The sequence below is a fragment of the Anaeromassilibacillus sp. D41t1_190614_C2 genome (assembly GCF_015558525.1).
Taxonomy (GTDB): Bacteria; Bacillota; Clostridia; order Oscillospirales; family Acutalibacteraceae; genus Anaeromassilibacillus; species Anaeromassilibacillus stercoravium.
Window position 1 is genome coordinate 516,998 of the sequence record NZ_JADMOD010000001.1, and the last position, 19,474, is coordinate 536,471.

At 52.2% G+C, this 19,474-nt stretch carries 7 protein-coding genes; 6 read left to right on the plus strand and 1 reads right to left on the minus strand.

Going from position 1 to position 19,474, the window contains the following annotated elements; all coding sequences use genetic code 11:
* Positions 1 to 267: 267 nt before the first annotated feature.
* The gene (locus tag I2G69_RS02225; protein WP_195560135.1) at positions 268 to 1,470 is read left to right on the plus strand and encodes a DUF6273 domain-containing protein; all 1,203 of its coding nucleotides are present in this window, start codon (positions 268 to 270) and stop codon (positions 1,468 to 1,470) included.
* Between the two features lie 435 nt (positions 1,471 to 1,905).
* Here I2G69_RS02225 and I2G69_RS02230 read toward each other — a convergent pair whose 3' ends face one another.
* Positions 1,906 to 6,957, minus strand: a complete 5,052-nt coding sequence (locus I2G69_RS02230) for an MGH1-like glycoside hydrolase domain-containing protein (RefSeq protein ID WP_195560136.1) — start codon at positions 6,955 to 6,957, stop codon at positions 1,906 to 1,908.
* A 399-nt stretch (positions 6,958 to 7,356) separates the two neighbouring features.
* Between I2G69_RS02230 and tsaA the strand changes: the two genes are divergently transcribed.
* The 5 genes from tsaA (at position 7,357) to I2G69_RS02255 (ending at position 19,429) form a co-directional block, all read left to right on the plus strand.
* Complete coding sequence (gene tsaA / locus I2G69_RS02235; RefSeq protein ID WP_087234970.1) at positions 7,357 to 8,049, plus strand: tRNA (N6-threonylcarbamoyladenosine(37)-N6)-methyltransferase TrmO; 693 nt, start codon at positions 7,357 to 7,359, stop codon at positions 8,047 to 8,049.
* Positions 8,050 to 8,582: 533 nt separating this feature from the next.
* Positions 8,583 to 15,980 carry a glycoside hydrolase family 2 TIM barrel-domain containing protein gene (locus tag I2G69_RS02240; protein ID WP_195560137.1) on the plus strand — a complete coding sequence of 2,466 codons (7,398 nt, stop codon included), beginning with the start codon at positions 8,583 to 8,585 and terminating at the stop codon, positions 15,978 to 15,980.
* A gap of 599 nt (positions 15,981 to 16,579) precedes the next feature.
* Positions 16,580 to 17,539 (plus strand): beta-ketoacyl-ACP synthase III, encoded by a 960-nt coding sequence (locus I2G69_RS02245; protein ID WP_191362826.1) that lies wholly within the window; start codon positions 16,580 to 16,582, stop codon positions 17,537 to 17,539.
* Between the two features lie 34 nt (positions 17,540 to 17,573).
* Positions 17,574 to 18,521: an enoyl-[acyl-carrier-protein] reductase FabK gene (gene fabK / locus I2G69_RS02250; RefSeq protein WP_087234973.1), complete on the plus strand. Its 948-nt coding sequence runs from the start codon at positions 17,574 to 17,576 to the stop codon at positions 18,519 to 18,521.
* Positions 18,509 to 19,429, plus strand: a complete 921-nt coding sequence (locus I2G69_RS02255; RefSeq protein ID WP_087234974.1) for an ACP S-malonyltransferase — start codon at positions 18,509 to 18,511, stop codon at positions 19,427 to 19,429. The genes fabK and I2G69_RS02255 overlap by 13 nt, the downstream gene beginning before the upstream one ends.
* Positions 19,430 to 19,474: the final 45 nt, after the last annotated feature.

A 19,474-nucleotide genomic window follows, 5' to 3' on the forward strand; every position in this document is an offset into this window, starting at 1 on the left:
GTTGCGCACGAGCAACAAGTCCCCCGTCCTGGGAATTTTCCCGGGACGGGGGATTCGTCGTTTATAGGGAAGAAATCTTCCCTGTTATTTCGTTTCTGTACTTATTCATTTTTTGTCGAGGTGCCTTTCTGATCAGAATTTGTTCATGTCGAATAGAATAACAACAATTGAAAAATTTTACCTGAACGGATATACTATATATAATATAGCGACGATTATGTCACTGTGTTAAAGAATAAAATTTACAGATTTGGAAGGAGGTTAGTAATGGACAATACTATGTGGAAAAGGACTTGTCAATTCAAGGATATTATAGTCGGTGAATCTTTCTTTTGGGGCTCATATAAGCAAAATGAAAACATAGCGCCTATCGAATGGACAGTTTTGAGTATAGAATCCGATAAAGTACTGTTAATTAGCAAATATGTTTTAGACTTTTACTTATTTGATGATAAGAATAACAAAAAATGGCAACATTGCACTTTGAGACGATGGTTAAAAAACACGTTTGCTTTAACTGCCTTTTCCAAAGAAGAACGAAAAAAGATTCTTTCACTTCCACTGAAGGAAACGATTGATATTACCGGATGTGTGGATGCAGAAGATACTGTCACTCTGTTGAGTGTTGAAGAAGCAAAAAAATTCTTCAATTATGACGATGATCGACTTGCAGAGGGGACCATTTTTTCATATGAGCGAGCCTCTATTACAGATTACCCCTGTTATGTTGATTGGTGGTTGCTGGATGGTTATATCGAATCACCCGGTGCAGAATGGCCTAATACGGGCGGTGAAATATGTACTGGTGTCAACACTAATTGTTATCGCGGAGTAAGACCTGTCATTTGGATTAAGAAAGAAGTAATAGTTGATATATGTAATAACAAGTATCAGACCCGACAGATCATTGGTATTGAAACATCTGCTTTTTCACATGATAGGGCAAAAAAGGTTTTGGAGGATCGTGGAGATAAAGTATTAGATATACAAAAAGAACATAGGGAAGGAGAAAAGAATATGAAAATTTGTATACCGCATTTTAAAATCGGAATAACGTTTTCAGGGAAATATCGAAAACGGTTTGTTGAACCGTTTTGTAATGAGCTGCTTAAACTGGGGTATAATAGAGATGACATTTTTTATGATTCGTGGCATGATGTGCTTATAAATGGTGTACATGGAGATAGCATACTTAGACAGATTTATTTTAAGAACTGTGATTGTGTTGTTGTTTTACTTTCCCCAGATTATCAAGAAAAAAACTGGACGGGTCATATTGAATGGTCAGCAGTAAAAGAGCTTATTAATATGGGTTATCATGACAAAATATGTCTCTTGGGAGTTGATTCTGTTGACATTGGAAAAATCGATGGGCTTTATAAAAATCAAACTATTGCAAAAACTATTGATGATATGTCTGCGGTTGAAATAGCAACTTTTATCCACGAAAGGTATAAGATGTTGTTTTAAAAATTTAGAAAGGTTTGCATGATCAAGATTAGTACTGTTTTTGTTTTATAGATATTATCTATATTTGTGTGATTTTTTGAGGATAAGTTTTAATTTGATTATGCCCAAAACTTTAAATAAACCGGACGTTTCATTTTCTGATTACTTGTACAGTGCCTATTTTACCTATAGCGGACTCTACAAAATGCATCAAACATATTTCAGCAAGAAGACGATTGCTGCATGGTGTAGCCGCTCAATTTATTCCTCTGTTAAGACCCAAATATTGTGTGCGATAAATGAATCCTCCGTCCTAGGAATTTTCCCGGGACGGGGGATTCGTCGTTTATAGGGAAGAGACCTTCCCTGTTATTCCGTTTCTGTACTTATTCAATCGTTACTGTGCAGTAGACGCACGGCGTCTTTTCGCGCCTACGGCGTTCCCTAAGAAAGCACTTATCCAATCGTCACTGCACAGTGTTTGACTGGAGCATTACCCGGCAGGGTGGTATAAACGCCCGTGCTCTGGCCCGGCGTGCCGGTCGCATAGACTCTGTAGTAGTAGTCGTTGCCGACCTTCGCCACAAACTGCGTCTTCAGCACATCGCCGTTGCCGACCGTGAAGCTCGGCGTCAGGTTGTTGCCGTTGACCACCGTCATCTTGAAGCAGTATGCGCTGCCTCTCTTGAGCGTGAAGTCCACCGTCGTGTCGGAAACCACATACGCCTGCTGGCTCGTCACGCCCTGCGCTGCGGATACAACGCCCGCTGCGCCGTATGCGTTGCCAACGTTTGCAGACGTGCTGCCGCTGTTCTTCGAGCTCGTGGAGGTGCTCTTCTCGACCAAGCCGTCGATGCTGTTCTCCAGCGCCTCGACTGCGTTTGCAACCTCTTCCTCGGTCGCCTGCTCGTTGTTCAGCGTTGCAATCGCGCTGTTCAACGCACGCTTCATCACAGCAACACTCGCTGCCGTATACCTGCTGGTATTGATTGCCTCAGCTTCCCCGATCAATGCTTCCAGCGCATCCTTATCCGGGATCATGCGCAGGGCGGAGATCGCCGCCGTAAGGTCTTTCACAGCCGTGTCCACCGCATCCTGCGTTGCATTTGCATCTTCCAGCACGGACTTTGCTTCGGCCAGGACAGTCTCAAAGCTCGTCCATGCCTCGTTCTGGATGTACTGGCCGGCGTTTTCGACAATGCCGTCGCCCTTGGTGACCAACGCTTCCAGCTCGGTGACGTCTGCGCGGTAGACCAGGCCATAAATGGCGTCATACAGCGCATCCACTGCTGCGGTGATGTCCGCTTCCAGGACTTCTTCATCGTCCAGCAGGTCTTCCGCCGCTGCATACGCTTCGTCCAGCGCTTTCAGGCTGTCCGGCGTGAACAGGTCGCGGTTGATGGACTCTGCGATTTCCATCGGGATGTCCAGCTGGCTCTTGTCGCCTGCGACAAAGCTCAGATAATGTAGTGCGTCGATCAAATCGCTCCATGCGGTGTTGATCTCGTCCTGCGTTGCGGTCTTCTTTGCCTCGACGTCCTTCGCTGCCTGCAAAGCCGCTTCGTACTTCTCCTTCACGGATTCCACTGCTTCCGCAGCCTCGTCCGCTCTGCCTTCGGCAATTTCGATGGTCGTGCGCAGGTTCTGCTTGTCTACCACTGTAAACGTATAGGTATTCTCCAATCCCTTGGCGGCGTCCTCTGCCGGGATTTCTACCACATAGGAATCCGTTTCAAAGGCGGATTCTTCCACGTCAACCCCGTTGACCTGCACGCCAGCGAATTCGCGGCCCTGCATCGGCGTAAATTCGAGGGTGAGCGCTTCTTCCGTTGCCGGAACCGTATACACGCCCAGCAAATCGGCAATTGTCTGCTCCTCGCCATTGACCGCCAGCGACGCATTGCGTCCGTTGTAGCGGATTACAATCGTGTCTTCGGTGGGTTCTGGATCTTCTGGATCGTCGTAATCGAGTTCGCTGAAATCGTACCACAACTGTACATGCTCATCTTCGGAGGTGATGCTCTGGGATTGGAATTCTTCAAAAGTCAAGGCCTTGTCGTATATGCGGAAATTATAGAAGGTGTGCGTGTTGCGATGGTCGTCCACCTCGGCATTATCGAATTCACCAAGTCCAACAGAGAAGCCGTGCTCGCTTCGGTCGATTCCTGTAACGCCGTCCGTTGTATAGGACTGATCCTCTACATACAAGCGCAATTGATCTGTGTCCGCATCAAATACGGCGGCAACACGCAGCCAGTTTTTGATCGCTTCGGTGGAGATTACATCACTGCTCACTCCTTGCCAGCCACCGTTGTGACAGATGTAGAAATACAACCGGTATCCTCCGCCAACGGCCTCTGTCCGGAAGCCGACCGAGCGGTCGCCATTTCCTGCAAGATAACCAAAGCTGCTGCTCTCTCCGATCTTGAGGGTTGTCTCGATGGTAAAGCTGTTCTCCGTTCCGCTGAGAAGCTCATTGAACTTTGCATCAGCGTCCTTTACATCGACAGGGAACCATCCCTTCAAGGCGTATTCCTTTTCTTCATCCTTAATAATCTTAATATCCTTTTTATTGGTCAGTTCCGTGATATCGATGTCATAGCCGTTTTGACTCTTATCTTTAATCCATACTTGGGCCTTTTCTTCTTGGATGCGCTGCGCAAGGCCAATCATTTCCGTAAGGGTTTGAATCTTTTCCGGATCAATCAGGTCCTGTGCCTCTTCGGGTAGGCTTTCATATTTTTCCTGAAGGGCGAGCAACTGTTCTGTCTGATCCGGACGGGTGACGATAATCTCGTCGATGGATTTGGAAAGCCTTTCAGCCGCCGCTTTATCCAGTTCCTGCACAATTTCGTCCGAGTTTTCCGGTTGGCTCAAAATGGTCTGTGAGGTTGTCTCATTCGCGCCGGAGAGGGTGTTCCGGAACAGATTATAGAATGCGGCCGATGACCAACCGAAGTTCGTAGCATTGAGCCGGTCGCCTGTTTCCGGGTTGTAGTTTTCATTGATCGGTTCGTCGCCCAGCAATCCCTTTGCATTGTCAAACAGGCGGTAGGCGGACTCTACGGCCTCTTCATCCCGGCCATAGTTATGCATGGCTTCCACCGCAAACATCGCCTGATCCATCCAGACCGGGCCTCTCCAATAGGCGGTCGGGCTATATTTTGGATTATCCCTTGCTGCGGTGGGGAAGGGCATTGGGGTATAGAACTGGTTTTCGTCGAGCATGTTGTCGATGACAGCCTCCGCCTGCGCCGGCATAGCCATATTTGCCCAGAGCGGGATCCAGCCCTCGGTTCCTTTGCCGCGGTTGACCAGCAATTTTTTCACCGATCCGTCTTCGTTGGTTTGCAGATCGTAATAGAAGCCGGTATCCACATCGAACATATTCTCGTTGACGTAGTTACGTACCTGCTCGGCTTCCGCTTCGTATTGTGCAGCTTCTTCCGTTTTGCCGAGCATCTCCGCCATCGCTTTGAGATAACACTTCTCGGCATACAAATAAGCGTTCAGGTCGACGGATTCCTGGTTGAGGGTATAGCCGACGGTCTGCCTGTCATCGTTTTTGACGCGATAGATTTGAATGCCAATGTCGTCTGGTCCATATCCCTCTATGTCAAACCGGGTGGCGTTGTCCATGCCGCTTTCCCAAGCTGCTGCCTGTAAAACCATACCGGTGTTAAACAATGCTTCTCCGTTCTCATCGTACTGGATGTTCCCGGAGCTGTCATACTGGTAGTGGTCGCGGTGCACCATGGCGCCGTATTCCGCAATGCCGTTTTGATCGATGTCACGATTTTTGTACCACCATTCGTGATAGGCCACCAGCTTTGGATACATTTCTGCGATGAAGTCCTCGTCTCCGGTCTGCTGATAATAGTTATAAACAGCCCAGGCAGCCAAAGGAGGCTTTGTGTCGCGGTCGTTCCCAATCCCGGTGTCGCGGAACAAATCGCAGATCACGCCGGCATCCCACGGACGGTTGGCGTCGTCCTCTTGAATCTGGAAGGCGAACTGCGCACGCAATTCCTCTTTAGCGAGGTCCGGATTGAACCGGGAGGTTGCGACAGCATGTTTCCAGGAGTCCCACGCCCAGAAGCCGACGCTTGTGTCGCCAAACGGCTGGATCGCACCGTAGGGCATCTGCCCGGCCGCGCTGCGCCAGTTGCCTATCAGGGTAATGACCGCTTTTGTCGCCGCATTCTTGTACCTTTGCTCCACATCGGCTGTCTTGATTTTCTCGAGGTACCCATCCCATCTTGCCTGGTTTTCTTCAAAATAGGATGCACTGTTTTGCAGCATATCGGCAACTTTGCTTTCTTCGGCCTCCGCTTCCTCCGCATCAAAGGTGTAGCTCTGCGTTTGGTAGATGGACTCGCTGCCCTGTGCGGGAACCGTCAGGTCCAACGCTGCCTCATAGGAGGTACCGTCTGCCGTGATCTCCACCGGCCGGCCAAACCGGATGTCATAATGGGTTGGCTCCCGGACAGCAATGGAAACGCCGTCTTCTATGGCTTGTAGGGTCCCCATTCGCAGGCTTCCCACCTGTTTGAGCTGCAATTCAAGCGCTTGATCGGTTTTGTTTTCCACGGTTGTCTCGATCAAAGCGGTGCGGTCGCTGGCAAAAATCAGGTTTAGATGCAAAATGAAGTCGTCCAGTTCATAGGACTGCACCAACTTGCCCGGATAGGCGGTCGCAGTCAGCACGCTCTTAGAGAGATCGTATGTAGTGCCGTCCTGGTTGGTGACCTGCCATTTGCCGATGCTGTCCGCTAAGGTATTGAACCCGCTGTCCAAAATGACGGTCGGCCCAGCAAAACCGCCGAGTTTTCCTGTGTCGTCCCCGGAGGGCAGGCGGAATCCAAACCATGCGCCCATATCGGAGAACTTATTGTCCACGGTATTGAGGATATTCGCATAGTCCCCCGCTGCATCGGTCCCGGTTGGAGTGCCCCAGACGCGGAACTCCCGGATGGAGCTGCCGGAGGAGACTTTCCCTTCTTCCAGCGACTGCATGCGGATATACCGGCCCTGCCCGCTGACGCGGAACGATTCCGCATCCCTAGTACCGTTTTCGGGAACCGGGTCATAGCGGCCGTTGTTGTTGCGGCAGATGGTTTTAAAGTGCTCATTGTCGTCCGATACCTGGATCTCATATTTCTTGGCCCAGGCGCCGGTGCTGCTGAATTCCGATTCCCCTTCCCAGAGGATTTCAATCTTGCTCAGGTCATAGACAGCCCCCAAGTCGACGGTCAACCACGCGTGGTTCATCTGCTCCGAGGTCATGCCGCGCCATTCATTTGCCCAACGTGTTTCTTCATCGCCATCAATCGCATAGATGGCCAGCCGATGGACGCCATTGTCATCCTGCTCGCTGTTTGCAAACGCGTTAATGGGCTGGATCTGTTCCGGTTCATTACTTGCAGCGCCAAAGGCTTGGATGGATGGGGCATAGGACGCCAACATAGCGATCGCCAGGAGCGTAGATACAATTTTTTTTCCTTTCATCTGAATACCTTTCCTCCTCTTTTTCATAAAGTCCTTTTTGTGTAGGGTTATAGAGCCTCCTTTCCTTATTTTATATATATCAATTCTTCGAACAGAAGTTAAATAGTTTATTCATAAAAACAATGATAATATTTTAAAAATATTATGTAATTTATCATATCTTGCTACTGCAAATAGTAACATTTTTTTCAAATAGTGTCAATTACATTTTATAATAAAGCCAAAACGGATTTTATGCGGAAATAGGTAAGAGCAATCGATCAAGTATTGCTATTTCAGAGGGGCTTGCTGACGGTCAATATCCGTTGTATGATTAAACTGGAAGCATTTAATAAAGCTTATGGGAGTTATGAATTATCCAGATGCGGAATACATCGTAGCATTGGAAAGGAAACCGTCATGAATGAATTGATTGCGATAAAAGTTATTGCACAGATGCACTGCGATTTTTCTACCAAATTTGGGATCCCCAGGCAGAGCGGCCTGGTAAAAGCCTTAAAGGGGACCGTTGTGTTTGCGCCCGAGTACCGCAATCCGGACGCTGTGCGCGGATTGGAAGGCTTTTCCCACATATGGCTGATCTGGCAATTTTCCGAGGCCGTGCGGGAGGGCTGGTCGCCCATGGTGCGGCCGCCGCGCATGGGCGGGAATACCCGCATGGGCGTGTTCGCCACACGTTCCCCGTTCCGGCCTAACGCGATCGGTCTTTCCAGCGTGAAATTGGATCGAGTGGAGTTCAGTCCTACGTTGGGGCCGGTGCTGCATGTCTCCGGCGCGGACTTAATGGATGGGACCCCGATTCTGGATATCAAGCCTTATTTGCCGGGGGTGGATAGCCACCCGGAGGCAGTGGGGGGATTTGCGGACCAGTTCCAGGGATATGCGTTGGAGGTGGATTTCCCAGAGGAGCTGTTACGATGCATTCCGGAAAACCGCCGGGAGGCCCTGATGGGTGTCTTAGCACAGGACCCGCGCCCATCGTACCAACACGACCCGGAGCGGCAATATGGCCTTTCATTTGCGGGCTTTGATGTGCGGTTCCGTGTGCGTGACGGCGTTTTATCGGTCTGTGAAGTGGTGCCTCTTACGTAAAAGGGGATCCCACCTTGCAAAAATTGAGAAAATAGGTTTGCTTTGGCCGCGTATTGTACGCGGCTTTTTTACTGCCAAAGCTGGTCTGTAAAAATCCACAGAAACTGGAAGAAGCAGAATTTAAAATAAAATACATATTTTGAAAAATTTGGTCTTATTTTCTAAATTGGATTGTACAAATAGCTGCTTTTATCAAATTTTTAATTGCCTATGGCTTCATAGGCAACGTTCCAATGAATGGTTTTACTTTAATCAAAGAAATAATTTTAGGAAAAATGCAAACAAATTACTAGAATGCCAGAAAAAAATACTATTCTTTCCAAAACATTTGTGATATAATGTATAAAAAAATAGATCGATTTTGAATAATATTATTGTTTATCCCTTTTTAGGAGGGAATATATGGGTTTAGGAAATGAGGGGTACCAAGCGTGGGGTAGAACTATGGCAATGCTGTAGAGGGAATTGCTTATAGCGAAAAAACATGTTTGGTAGTTCCTTGTTGAATATTTTTAGATAGGGGAGAGATGTGCATGAAATCGAAGAAGCTGGTTTCCCTGCTTCTCGCAGCGCTCATGACCGTCAGCGTAGGCATTCAGCCTGCTTTTGCTGCTGGGAATGACGCGGGAGATCCGTGGGACAGCGACGCACAGTGGCCGCAGCTTACGCGGGCCGCTTCCGAAATGAAACCCGAAGACCCGAAGTTTACCCACAAAGAGTGGACAGGCACCACCTATACTGGCCTAGACGGCCAGCAGGAAAACGCCTGGGACGTTGTGGGGATCAACCGCGAACCCGCAGCGACGTCGACGGTTCCTTATGAATCCGTGGACAAGGCCGTGACCGGCGCAGTGGATTATGCGAAGGATCAGTCCGCATACGTCCAAATGCTTTCCGGTTCCGGCGAGAAAGATTGGGAGCTCGTGGTCGTGTCCAATCCGGAAAAGGCCCAGAAGTATCTGGACGAGGGCTTTATGAACCCCGACTACGAGGTAAAAGCCGAGGATGGTTGGTACGACGTAGACGTCCCGCGCAGCTGGACCCGCTATGAGGACTGCGGCGATTGGGACTATTCCATCTATACGAATACCCAGATGCCTTGGCAGGAAGGGGATAACGCCAGCGTACCGCAGGCGCCGACCAATTATAACCCGGTGGGTTTCTACCGCAAGGAATTCACCGTAAATCCTTCCATGCTTCAGGAAAACGGCCGTGTGCTGATTTCCTTCCAGGGCGTGGAATCCGCTTATTATGTCTATGTCAACGGACATGAGGTGGGCTACAGTGAGGACAGCTACCGTCCGCACGAGTTTGATATCACCGATTACCTGAACCCGCAGGGCGAAGTCAACACCCTCGCTGTTGAAGTACATAAATTCTGCGACGGCACGTGGATGGAAGACCAGGACATGATCTATGACGGCGGTATCTTCCGCGACGTCTATCTCTATTCCACCCCGCTGGTGCATATCTCGGACTATCGCGTGATTACCGACCTGGACGAGACCTATACGAACGCAGACCTCCAGCTGAGCCCGGTGGTCACCAACTATGCGGCGCAGGACGTCTCGAACTTTGCCATCGACGTTCAATTGTTTGATGCAGAGGGCAACGACGTCTTTGCAGACGACCCCATGCACATCGACCTCGGCGCAATCGCCGCAGGCGAATCCGCAACGGCGGACGTCAGCAAGCTGGTCCAGAGCCCGAAGCTCTGGAGCGCAGAGGACCCGAACCTCTATACGTTGGTCCTCAACCTTTACGACAAGACTTCCGGCAAGCTGTTTGAGAGCGTTTCGCAGCAGCTTGGCTTCCGTGAGATCGAGTTCACCCGCACGGAAGTAGATGAAAACTACAACCGGATCACAACGGAATATGAGCCGATCACCATCAACGGCCAGCCGTTGTTGTTCCGCGGCACCAACCGCCACGACACCGATCCGTTCGGCGGCAAATATGTGCCGAAGGAAGTCTACGAGGAAGACGTCAAGCTGATGAAGGAATGGAACCTCAACGCGATCCGTACCTCTCACTATTCGAACGACGAATACCTCTATTACCTCTGCGACAAGTATGGCCTGTATATGATGGGCGAGACAAATGCGGAATGTCACGCGATCATGGGCCAGAACGACAACATTAATAACTATTTGGATACGATCTTGTTTGACCGTCAAAATACGTCCTATCAGACGTTGAAGAATCAGACGGCTGTTGTAGCGTGGTCCATCGGCAACGAGATGAGCTATGACCGTCACGGCGGCGATGATATTTTCCCGCGTGCAGTATGGTTCTTCAAGGACCGCGATTTGACCCGCCCGGTTCATGCGGAAGGTTTGAACCAGGACTGCGGCACCGATATGGGCAGCAATATGTATCCGGCGGTCGGCACAGTACAGGGTTATGCGGGCGAAGGCAAAATGCCCTATGTCATGTGCGAATACGACCATGCAATGGGCAATGCAGTCGGCAACATAAAAGAATATTGGGACGCGGTTCGCAGTTCCGACAACATGCTTGGCGGCTTTATTTGGGACTGGGTCGATCAGTCTCGTTACATCGATCTCGACTCTCTGCCGAGTCAGAGCAACATTACGGAACGGAGTAACAATGCCGCGGTCGCAACGATGACTGGGCCCACAACGGTAAACGATGCGGACGATGCTTCCCTCACAGGCAAGTCCTACAGCGGTTATGCAGTCATTTCCGGCGAAGCAAATGATGTTTATAACGAGGTCCTTTCCGGAGAAGATGCAAACTTCACCTTTGAAGTCATGGTGAAGCCGGACTCCACCGCGATGAACAGCGTCTTCCTCGCCAAGGGCGATTCCCAGGTTGCTTTGAAGACCCGCAGCAGCGGTGCTCCTGGCGTAGAATTCTTCGTCTATAATGGCGGCTGGCAGTCTGCCTCGTTTGACCTCCCGAGCGATTGGGTGGGCAACTGGCATCAGATCGCAGGCACCTACGACGGAAGCGCTTTGAAGGTCTACTATGATGGCAAGCTGATGGCGACCAACAACGGTCGTTTCGATATTCGCACCAATTCGTATGACCTCGGCGTCGGCATCGATCTGGAGCACAATCGCACAGTGGATGGAGAAATCTCCATTGCGCGCATTTATAACAAGGCACTGACGGCGGAAGAACTCCAGGCACAGAACAGCCAGGCACCTGCCATCGGCGCAACCGACGACAGCGTTGTGCTGTGGCTGGATTACTCCGAGCCGATTACCGAGCTGGAGAGCCAGTATTGGGATTACTATGCAGAGGATTATGCACAGCAGAATCTCTACAATGAAGAGATGGACGGCAAGTTCTTTGGCTACGGCGGCGACTTTGGCGATAGCAACAACAGCGGCAACTTCTGCGTGAACGGCCTCGTATCTCCGGACCGCGACCCGCAGCCGGAGCTCTATGAAGTGAAGTATCAGTACCAGTCCATTTGGGTAACGGCAACGGAAAATGCGCTCGTAAACCGCAAGGTCAACATCTATAATGAGAATAACTTCACCAATGTCAACGATTATGAAGTCCAGTGGAAGCTTTTGCAGGACGGCGAAATCATTGACGAAGGGACTCTGACGGATGAAGAAGCGAATGTAGCGCCGAAGGAGACCAAGACAGTTACCATCCCATACACCATGCCCGCAGAGAACGAGCGTCCGGCAGGTGCGGAGTATTACCTCAACATCGACTTCCTGCTCAAGGAGGATACGCTTTGGGCAGAGGCAGGCCACGAGGTCGCGCACGAACAGTTCGCAATCCCGGCAGTTGCCCCGGCAGTTGCCCCGGTCATCTCCGATAAGGCAGTCACCGTGGATACCGAAAGCGATGCGGACTATGTCCTCATCTCTGGCGACGGCTTCAGCTTTAAGCTGAATAAGACCACGGGCGCGATGTCCAACTATGTCTTCCGCGGCGAAGAGATTATCGAAGAAGGCCCGGCGCCGGACTTCTGGAGAGCGGCGAACGACAACGATAAGAATATGGACTCCACCTGGAAGAACGCCAACAAGAACATCACGCTGGATGAAGATGGACTGACGGTCTCCACGGCGGAGGACGGCAGAACGGTCATCACCACCGAGTTGACGTTGAACAATGCGAAAGGCGCGAAAGAGACGGTTGTATATACGATCGACGGTTCCGGTGCGGTTACAGTCAACTTTACATTGGATGCCACCGACACGAGCATGGGACAGATCATGAAGGTCGGTTCTACGATGACTCTGCCAGCAGGCTATGAGAACATCACCTGGTATGGCAACGGCCCGTCCGAGGGTTACACGGACCGCTGCTCATATGCAACGGTTGGTGTCTTTGATACCACGGTTACGGATTCCTTCTATCCCTTCCTCCGGCCTCAGACCTCTGGTAACCACAACGGTGTGAAGTGGATGGCTTTGACGGGCGAAGAAAAGCCCTATGGCGTCCTTGTTGCCGGCAAGCAGGATCTGGAAGCGAGTGCCCTACACTTCACGATGGATGAACTGGACGCGGCAAATCATCCGTATGAGTTAACTGCTCCGAATGAGGAGACGTATTTCCATGTGGACCTGATCTCCCGCGGTATCGGCAACGCAAGCTGCGGCCCGGATAACCTGGATCAGTACAAAGTTCCGAACAATCAGGCATACACCTATGAGTACACCATTATCCCGTACGAGACCGCTTCCGGCGATCCGATGGAGCTGAGCAAGCCCTGGAGAACCCTCGAGAGCTTTGACCAGGATGCATTTGACCAGCAGCAGGCGCAGGCGGTGGAAGAGGCGATCGATTCGATCTTCGTGTATTCCTATGACCAGCTCGACGAGGTCGAAGCAGTTATGGATCTCTACGAGGGACTGACCGATGCCCAGAAGGCGCTTGTTTCCAATTACAGCGACCTTGAGAGCGCATTGGAAGAAGTTTCGACGCTCCGCGGCAAGGCTCCGTATGTGAAGGATCAGAGCAACAACGCGATGGATCCCGTCATCCCGGAGACGGCAACCTTGATTCATGACGACACCTTTGGCGCTGCTATGACAGGTTATATGCCGATTCTAAATAACAAGGGAACCGACGGTGGGGACATCTTCAAAGATGTGTTCAAAGGCAAGAACCCGTTCACTGTGGAAGTTTGGGTGAAGCCGTCCACCAACCAGAGGGATTACGACATGTTCCTCGGCAAGGGCGATAGCTGCATGGGCTTCCGTATCCGTACGTCGACCATTGATTTCTTCATCAAGGCGAACGATGGCAAATGGTACACCTATGAGTACGAATATAACCGCGACGAAGTGATCAACAAGTGGAACCACATCGCTGGCATTTATGACGGCAGCAACCTGTACCTCTACCTGAACGGCGAGATCGTCGCGCAGGCGGCGGATAGCTCTACGGGCGGCGTGGCTTCCAATGACACGGACTTCTATATCGGTTATGACTCTGAGACGGGCAGAAGCAACAGCAATCAGTTCGCCAAGGTGCGCGTCTACAATAAGGCGCTCAGTGCCGACGAGCTGAACGGCCAGGACGCTTATGACAAGGCAGAAGCAGAAGCACCGGCTATCACTCCGGACAATGAAAACGTTGTCCTGTGGCTCGACTTTGCAACGCTCGGCTACAACGACGTACCGGTTGTGGACGAGGACGGAGTGACGCTTTCTCCGAAGAATGCAGAAATCGTCCTGGGCACCGACCAGGAATACACCATTGTGAAGGCCGCCCCGACGGCGACCGCAAAAGCGGGTTCTGCACGTGCAGCCGCAACCATGGAAGACCTGCAGGCTCTGCTCGAGCAGGCAAATGGGATTGATACCAGCATCTACACAGAGAGCAGCGTAGCAATTCTGAATGCAGCCATCAACGTGGCGAACGTTGTAGTGGCAACACCGGGCGCGGCAGAAGCGATTATCGACAGCGCCTATAATATGTTGAAGGCAGCCATCGAAGGATTGGTGTGGGATGATACGTATGAAGTAACATCCGCAGATTGGTCCATCGTCGATTCCTTCGGACGCGAGATCGAAGGCGCGAGCATTACGCCGAATCCGGAGGATGCTGGCAAGGCGACGGTTTCCGTGGGCGAAAACGTTCCGGTTGGGACGAGAATCCGCGTGATGGCCACCAATATCAATGGCAACGAGAACCTCTCTGCAAAGACGTATGCGACGGTCGTTCCGGTTCCGGAGAAGACCCCGTATGAAAAATTGCAAGAACTGTATCTGGAGGCCACAAAGATTCACGATGCAGGCCAAGGCGAGCATCTTGACACGGCTTGGGAAGCGTTCGAATCTGCGTATGCGGCCGCAGGCGCAGCGCTGGATAACGAATCCGCAACGGACGCAGAGCTGCTGAACGCGTTGGATACCTTGCAGGCGGCAATTGACGGCCTGACGGTAGAAGAACCCTCTGAGCATACCCTGCGCGTTGAATATGATTCGAACGTGACGCTTTTGGTCAACGGTGAAAAGCCGCCGTTTGCAGACTTGCTGGGCAGCTACACCGCAGAGGTCATGGCGGGCGACGAAGTGACGCTGACCTTTGCGACGAGACTGGATGGCAGAGAGTTTGCAGCGGCCTCCGTGCTGGTCAATGGCGAAGAGACGCCAGTTGATATCGAAGCACTGGATTCCACCAAGGAATTTGATTATGTGTTGACGATGCCGAACACCGAAACCACGGTGCAGCTCGTGAGCACAGTGATCAGCAAGCTTGCATTGCGCGAGGCAATCGCAAATGCGGAAACGGCTATGGCCGGCGAAGAGTATGCGACGATGATCCCGAGCGCAAAGAGGAACTTTGACGCAGCATATGCAGCGGCGGTTGCTGTTGAGGCGGACAAGACGGCCTTGCAGGACGAAATCGACGAAGCTTGGAAGAACATGTTGGACGCAATGTTCTACCTGTCCTTCACCGCTGGAGACAGAGAAGGCTTGGCGGCCTTGTTGGATCTCCTGCCGGATCTCAACGAAGAGGACTTCACGCCGAATAGCTGGGAGGCCTATGAGAAGGCTGTTACGGACGCAGAAGCGCTCGTAGACGACGAAGACGCTCTGGAGACCGAAGTGGAGCCGGCAAAGCAGGCCCTGCAGGATGCAATCGCAGGCTTGACCTTCCGCGCGGATACCAGCTCTCTGGAGACGCTGATTGCGAAGGCGGAAGAGATCCTGGCCGACCTGGACAGCTATGAGAGCAGCGAAGAGGTCAAGAACGCCTTCATAGACGCCCTGGATGCAGCCAAGGCAATGATGGAAAACGCCAATGCTACGCAGAAGGAAGTCAATGCATGTGCAGACGACCTGACGGTTGCAATGGCAAACCTGCGCAAGACGCCGGATAAGGACGCATTGGAGGCTTTGATTGCCCAAGGTGAACAGGCGGATGCAAACGACTACACAGCGGTGGACTATGCAGCGTTGAAGGCTGCTATCCAGACCGCGAAGGCAGTTGTTGCAAAAGCGGACGCGTCCTCGGAAGAGATTGTCAGTGCATACAATACCCTGCAGGCGCGTATCAACGCGACGACAGAGGTTGAGGAGCCCACGAAGCCGGATGCTGGCAACAGCCACAAGACTTCCGGATCTTCCGGCTCGAAGAACAACAGCAATGTGTACGGCTCTGCTGGCACAGCGGTCGTCAACCAGGCGGTCACCGCAGCGCAGAATGTGCTTGCACAGGCGAGCGTATACAGCGATACAACGGTCAGCTTCTCCTTGAAGAGAGGCAGCGCATATTGCTTCAAGATGACGGTTGTCAATGGAAACGGTGTTGCCCCGAGCTTCACCGTGGGCAATGGCAGCGTGCTGAAGACGCAGTTTGTGGCGCAGATCGGAAACGACTACTACTACAGAGTCTATGCCGTCGGCACACCGGGCCAGAGCACGGGCGTTTACACGACCTTGCCGGGCCAGAACGCGCAGCAGCATTGCTCCGTAACCATCGCATAAAGGATGGTTCGCACATCTTGAACTAGATAAGACGCAGGGCGCCCTGCCGCATTCATAAGAAGTGTTTGCGGCAGGGTGCTTCTTTACTTAGAAACACTTTTGTGCCTCGGACAAAGGAGGCGTTTCCTGGGCAGGAGGTTGTGCCTCTGTGGCCGGACTATTTTACAAGTTACGACTTGATTAGAAAGGGAAAATGTGAGAAAATACGTAAAAGAAAAGTTGTGCTTCTGACAGCCATTGGCTGTTGTGGAATGTACATTTATAATGTGTTTATAGGAAATCCTTTCACATGCATTCTAGCGAACCTGTTGAAAAAAAGAGATCTTTCATCGCTTTTTTCATTCTATATAGAGGAAAATAGCGGTATTTGATTGTTTTGAGCCCTTATAATGTAAAATACGAAAAATATTTTTCGCTTGACAAAAAATGGATTTGCAATATAATTAAAAAAATTGAAGTATTTTAAAATGAGCCGTTTTGTATCTTATGCCATTCAAAATGGCTGGCCCAGGTAGCCCCATGAGGGAAATGAATCCTATGGATTGAGGGCTTATTCCGCTCGGCGGACGACAATCAAAGTGAGAAAGAATGGTGTGAATATGAGTTTTCAGATCCTGGGGACGGGAAGTGCCCATCCTGCCTGCTCGCAGACAAACGATGACCTTTCGGCTTTCCTGGATACCTCGGATGAATGGATTTCCACCCGGACAGGAATCAAAAGCCGGTATGTCTGCACAACCGAAACCATATCCGATCTGGCGGTCGAGGCAGGGCGTGCGGCGCTGCGAGATGCAGGCGTCGAACCCGAAGAGCTGGATCTGATTATCTGCTCAACGATTCGGGGCGACTACATAACGCCTGCTCTGGCCTGCGTTGTCCAGAACAGGCTGGGGGCGACTTGCCCGGCGTTCGACATCAATGCCGCGTGTTCCGGCTTTGTTTATATGTTGGACGTTGCAGCCGGCTATTTTGCCCGCAAGCGCGTCAAGAAGGTCCTGCTGATTGCCGCGGAGGAGATGTCCAAGCTGCTCGATTGGAAGGACCGCCGGACCTGCGTGCTGTTTGGCGATGGGGCTGGCGCGGCTGTGTTGGGCGAGGGGGACGGCTTGCGCTCCATCCGCATTACGACGTCCGGCAATATGGACGTGCTTAGGATTCCGAACGTGCAGGGAAATTCGCCTTTTGGCGAAACCAAGGATTGTGAATCCTACCTCTTTATGGATGGGCAGGAGGTCTATAAATTTGCAGTCAACGCCATGTGTAACGATATACGCACCGTGATTAAAGAGGCGGGCCTGACAGAGGACGACGTGGATTTTGTGCTTCCCCACCAGGCCAACCTGCGGGTCATTGAAACCGCAAAGAAACGGCTGGGTATCCCACCGGAGAAATTCCATGTGAACATCAGCCGCTATGGAAATACCTCTTCTGCGGGTGTTGCAATTCTGATGGATGAGATGCACCGCGCGGGAGCGTTCCATCCGGGCGATGTGCTTGTGATTTCCACCTTTGGCGGGGGCCTGACGACGGGCGCTTGTACACTGGTTTGGACCGTATAAAGATTGAGTGGATATCTGGAAAGGAGCAATTTTTATGATAAAGACACCGATTTGCGAGTTGTTTGGCATTGAATATCCGATCTTCCAGGGCGGCATGGCCTGGGTTGCGGATGCGTCCCTCGCCTCTGCGGTTTCGAACGCAGGCGGCCTGGGGATTATCGCCGGGATGAATTCCAACGGCGAACAGCTCCGCGCGGAGATCCGCAAGTGCCGTGAGATGACAGACAAGCCCTTTGGCGTCAACGTGATGCTGATGAGTCCCTTTGTCGAAGAGGTTGCACGCGTTGTGGTAGAGGAAAAGGTACCGGTCCTCACCACGGGCGCAGGGAACCCCGGCAAATATATGCCCGCATGGTTGGAAGCCGGGATCAAAGTCGTCCCGGTGGTGGCTTCTGTGGGCGTTGCAAAGCTGGTTGAGAAGCGCGGCGCAGCTGCGGTGGTCGCAGAAGGTGGCGAAAGCGGCGGACACATCGGTGAGCTCACGACCATGGCGCTTGTCCCGCAGGTGTGCGACGCGGTGAAGATCCCGGTGATCGCGGCGGGCGGCATCGCGGATGGACGTCAGCTGGCGGCAGCGTTCATGCTGGGCGCGGTGGGCGTGCAGGTGGGTACCCGCTTCCTGGTGGCGAAGGAGTGCACCATCAGCCCGGTCTACAAGGAAAAAATTCTCAAGGCAAAGGACATTGACACCATCAGCACGGGCCGCCGACTGGGGCATCCGGTGCGCGCGTTGAAGACGCCCTTCTCCCGCGAGTTGGCCCATATGGAATATGACCCCAATGTAACCGACGAGGAATTTGAAAAGTACGGCGTGGGTGCGGTGCGCAAAGCGGCGCGAGAGGGCGACGCACAGCATGGCTCGTTCCTGGCTGGCCAGGTGGCCGCAATGGTCAATAAAGAGCAGACCTGCAAGGAGATCATCGAGGATCTCTTCACACAGGGCGAACAGGTTCTCGGAGGTGCGATGAAATGGGTAAAATAGCCTTTTTGTTCAGCGGGCAGGGCGCGCAGTATCCTGGTATGGGAAAGTCGCTCTGCGAGGCCAGCGAAGCGGCCAAGGCGGTGTTCGATCTGGCGGATTCCATCCGTTCGAATACCTCTGCCCAGTGCTTTTCCGGGACGAAAGAGGAATTGAGCCGCACGGAAAATACGCAGCCGTGCGTCTATTGTGTGGATCTCGCGGCGGCGGAAGCCCTGAAAGCCAGCGGGATTGTGCCGGACGTGGCGGCCGGCTTTTCCCTTGGCGAGGTGGCTGCCCTGACGTTCTGCGGGGTGCTTACCCCGGAGGATGGCTTCCGGCTGGTGTGCAAGCGCGCGTCCTTTATGGACGAGGCGGCGGAGCGGACAAACGGCGGCATGGCCGCTGTGCTGAAGCTCTCCGACGAGCGTGTGGAGGAACTCTGCGCGGCGCATCCGGGGACCTATCCGGTAAACTACAACTGCCCGGGACAGGTGTCCGTGGCGGGCGAAAAGACGGCTTTGGAAGGGCTCTGCAAGGCGGTACAGGAGGCGGGCGGCCGTGCCGTTCCACTGGCGGTGAGCGGCGGATTCCACTCCCCGATGATGGATTCCGCGGCGGCACAGATGCAGGAGGAGCTTAAGCAAGTGGCGGTCTCCGCGCCGGCGACGCCGCTCTATGCAAACTATACGGCAGAGCACTATGCGCAGGATGCGGCGGCGATTAAGCAGAACATCGCCATGCAGGTCAACCACCCGGTCCCGTGGCAGGCGATTTTGAAAAAGATGGCGGACGAGGGCGTCACCGATTTTGTAGAGGTCGGGCCCGGCAAAACGCTCGCCGGTTTGGTGAAAAAGACGCTCCCCGGCGTATCCATCCATCGCGTGGAGGATGCGGAAACCTTACAGGCCACGGTGGATGCGCTGAAATAAAGCCATTTCCAGATCAAAATGATGAGAGACTAAAGGAGGAATTTT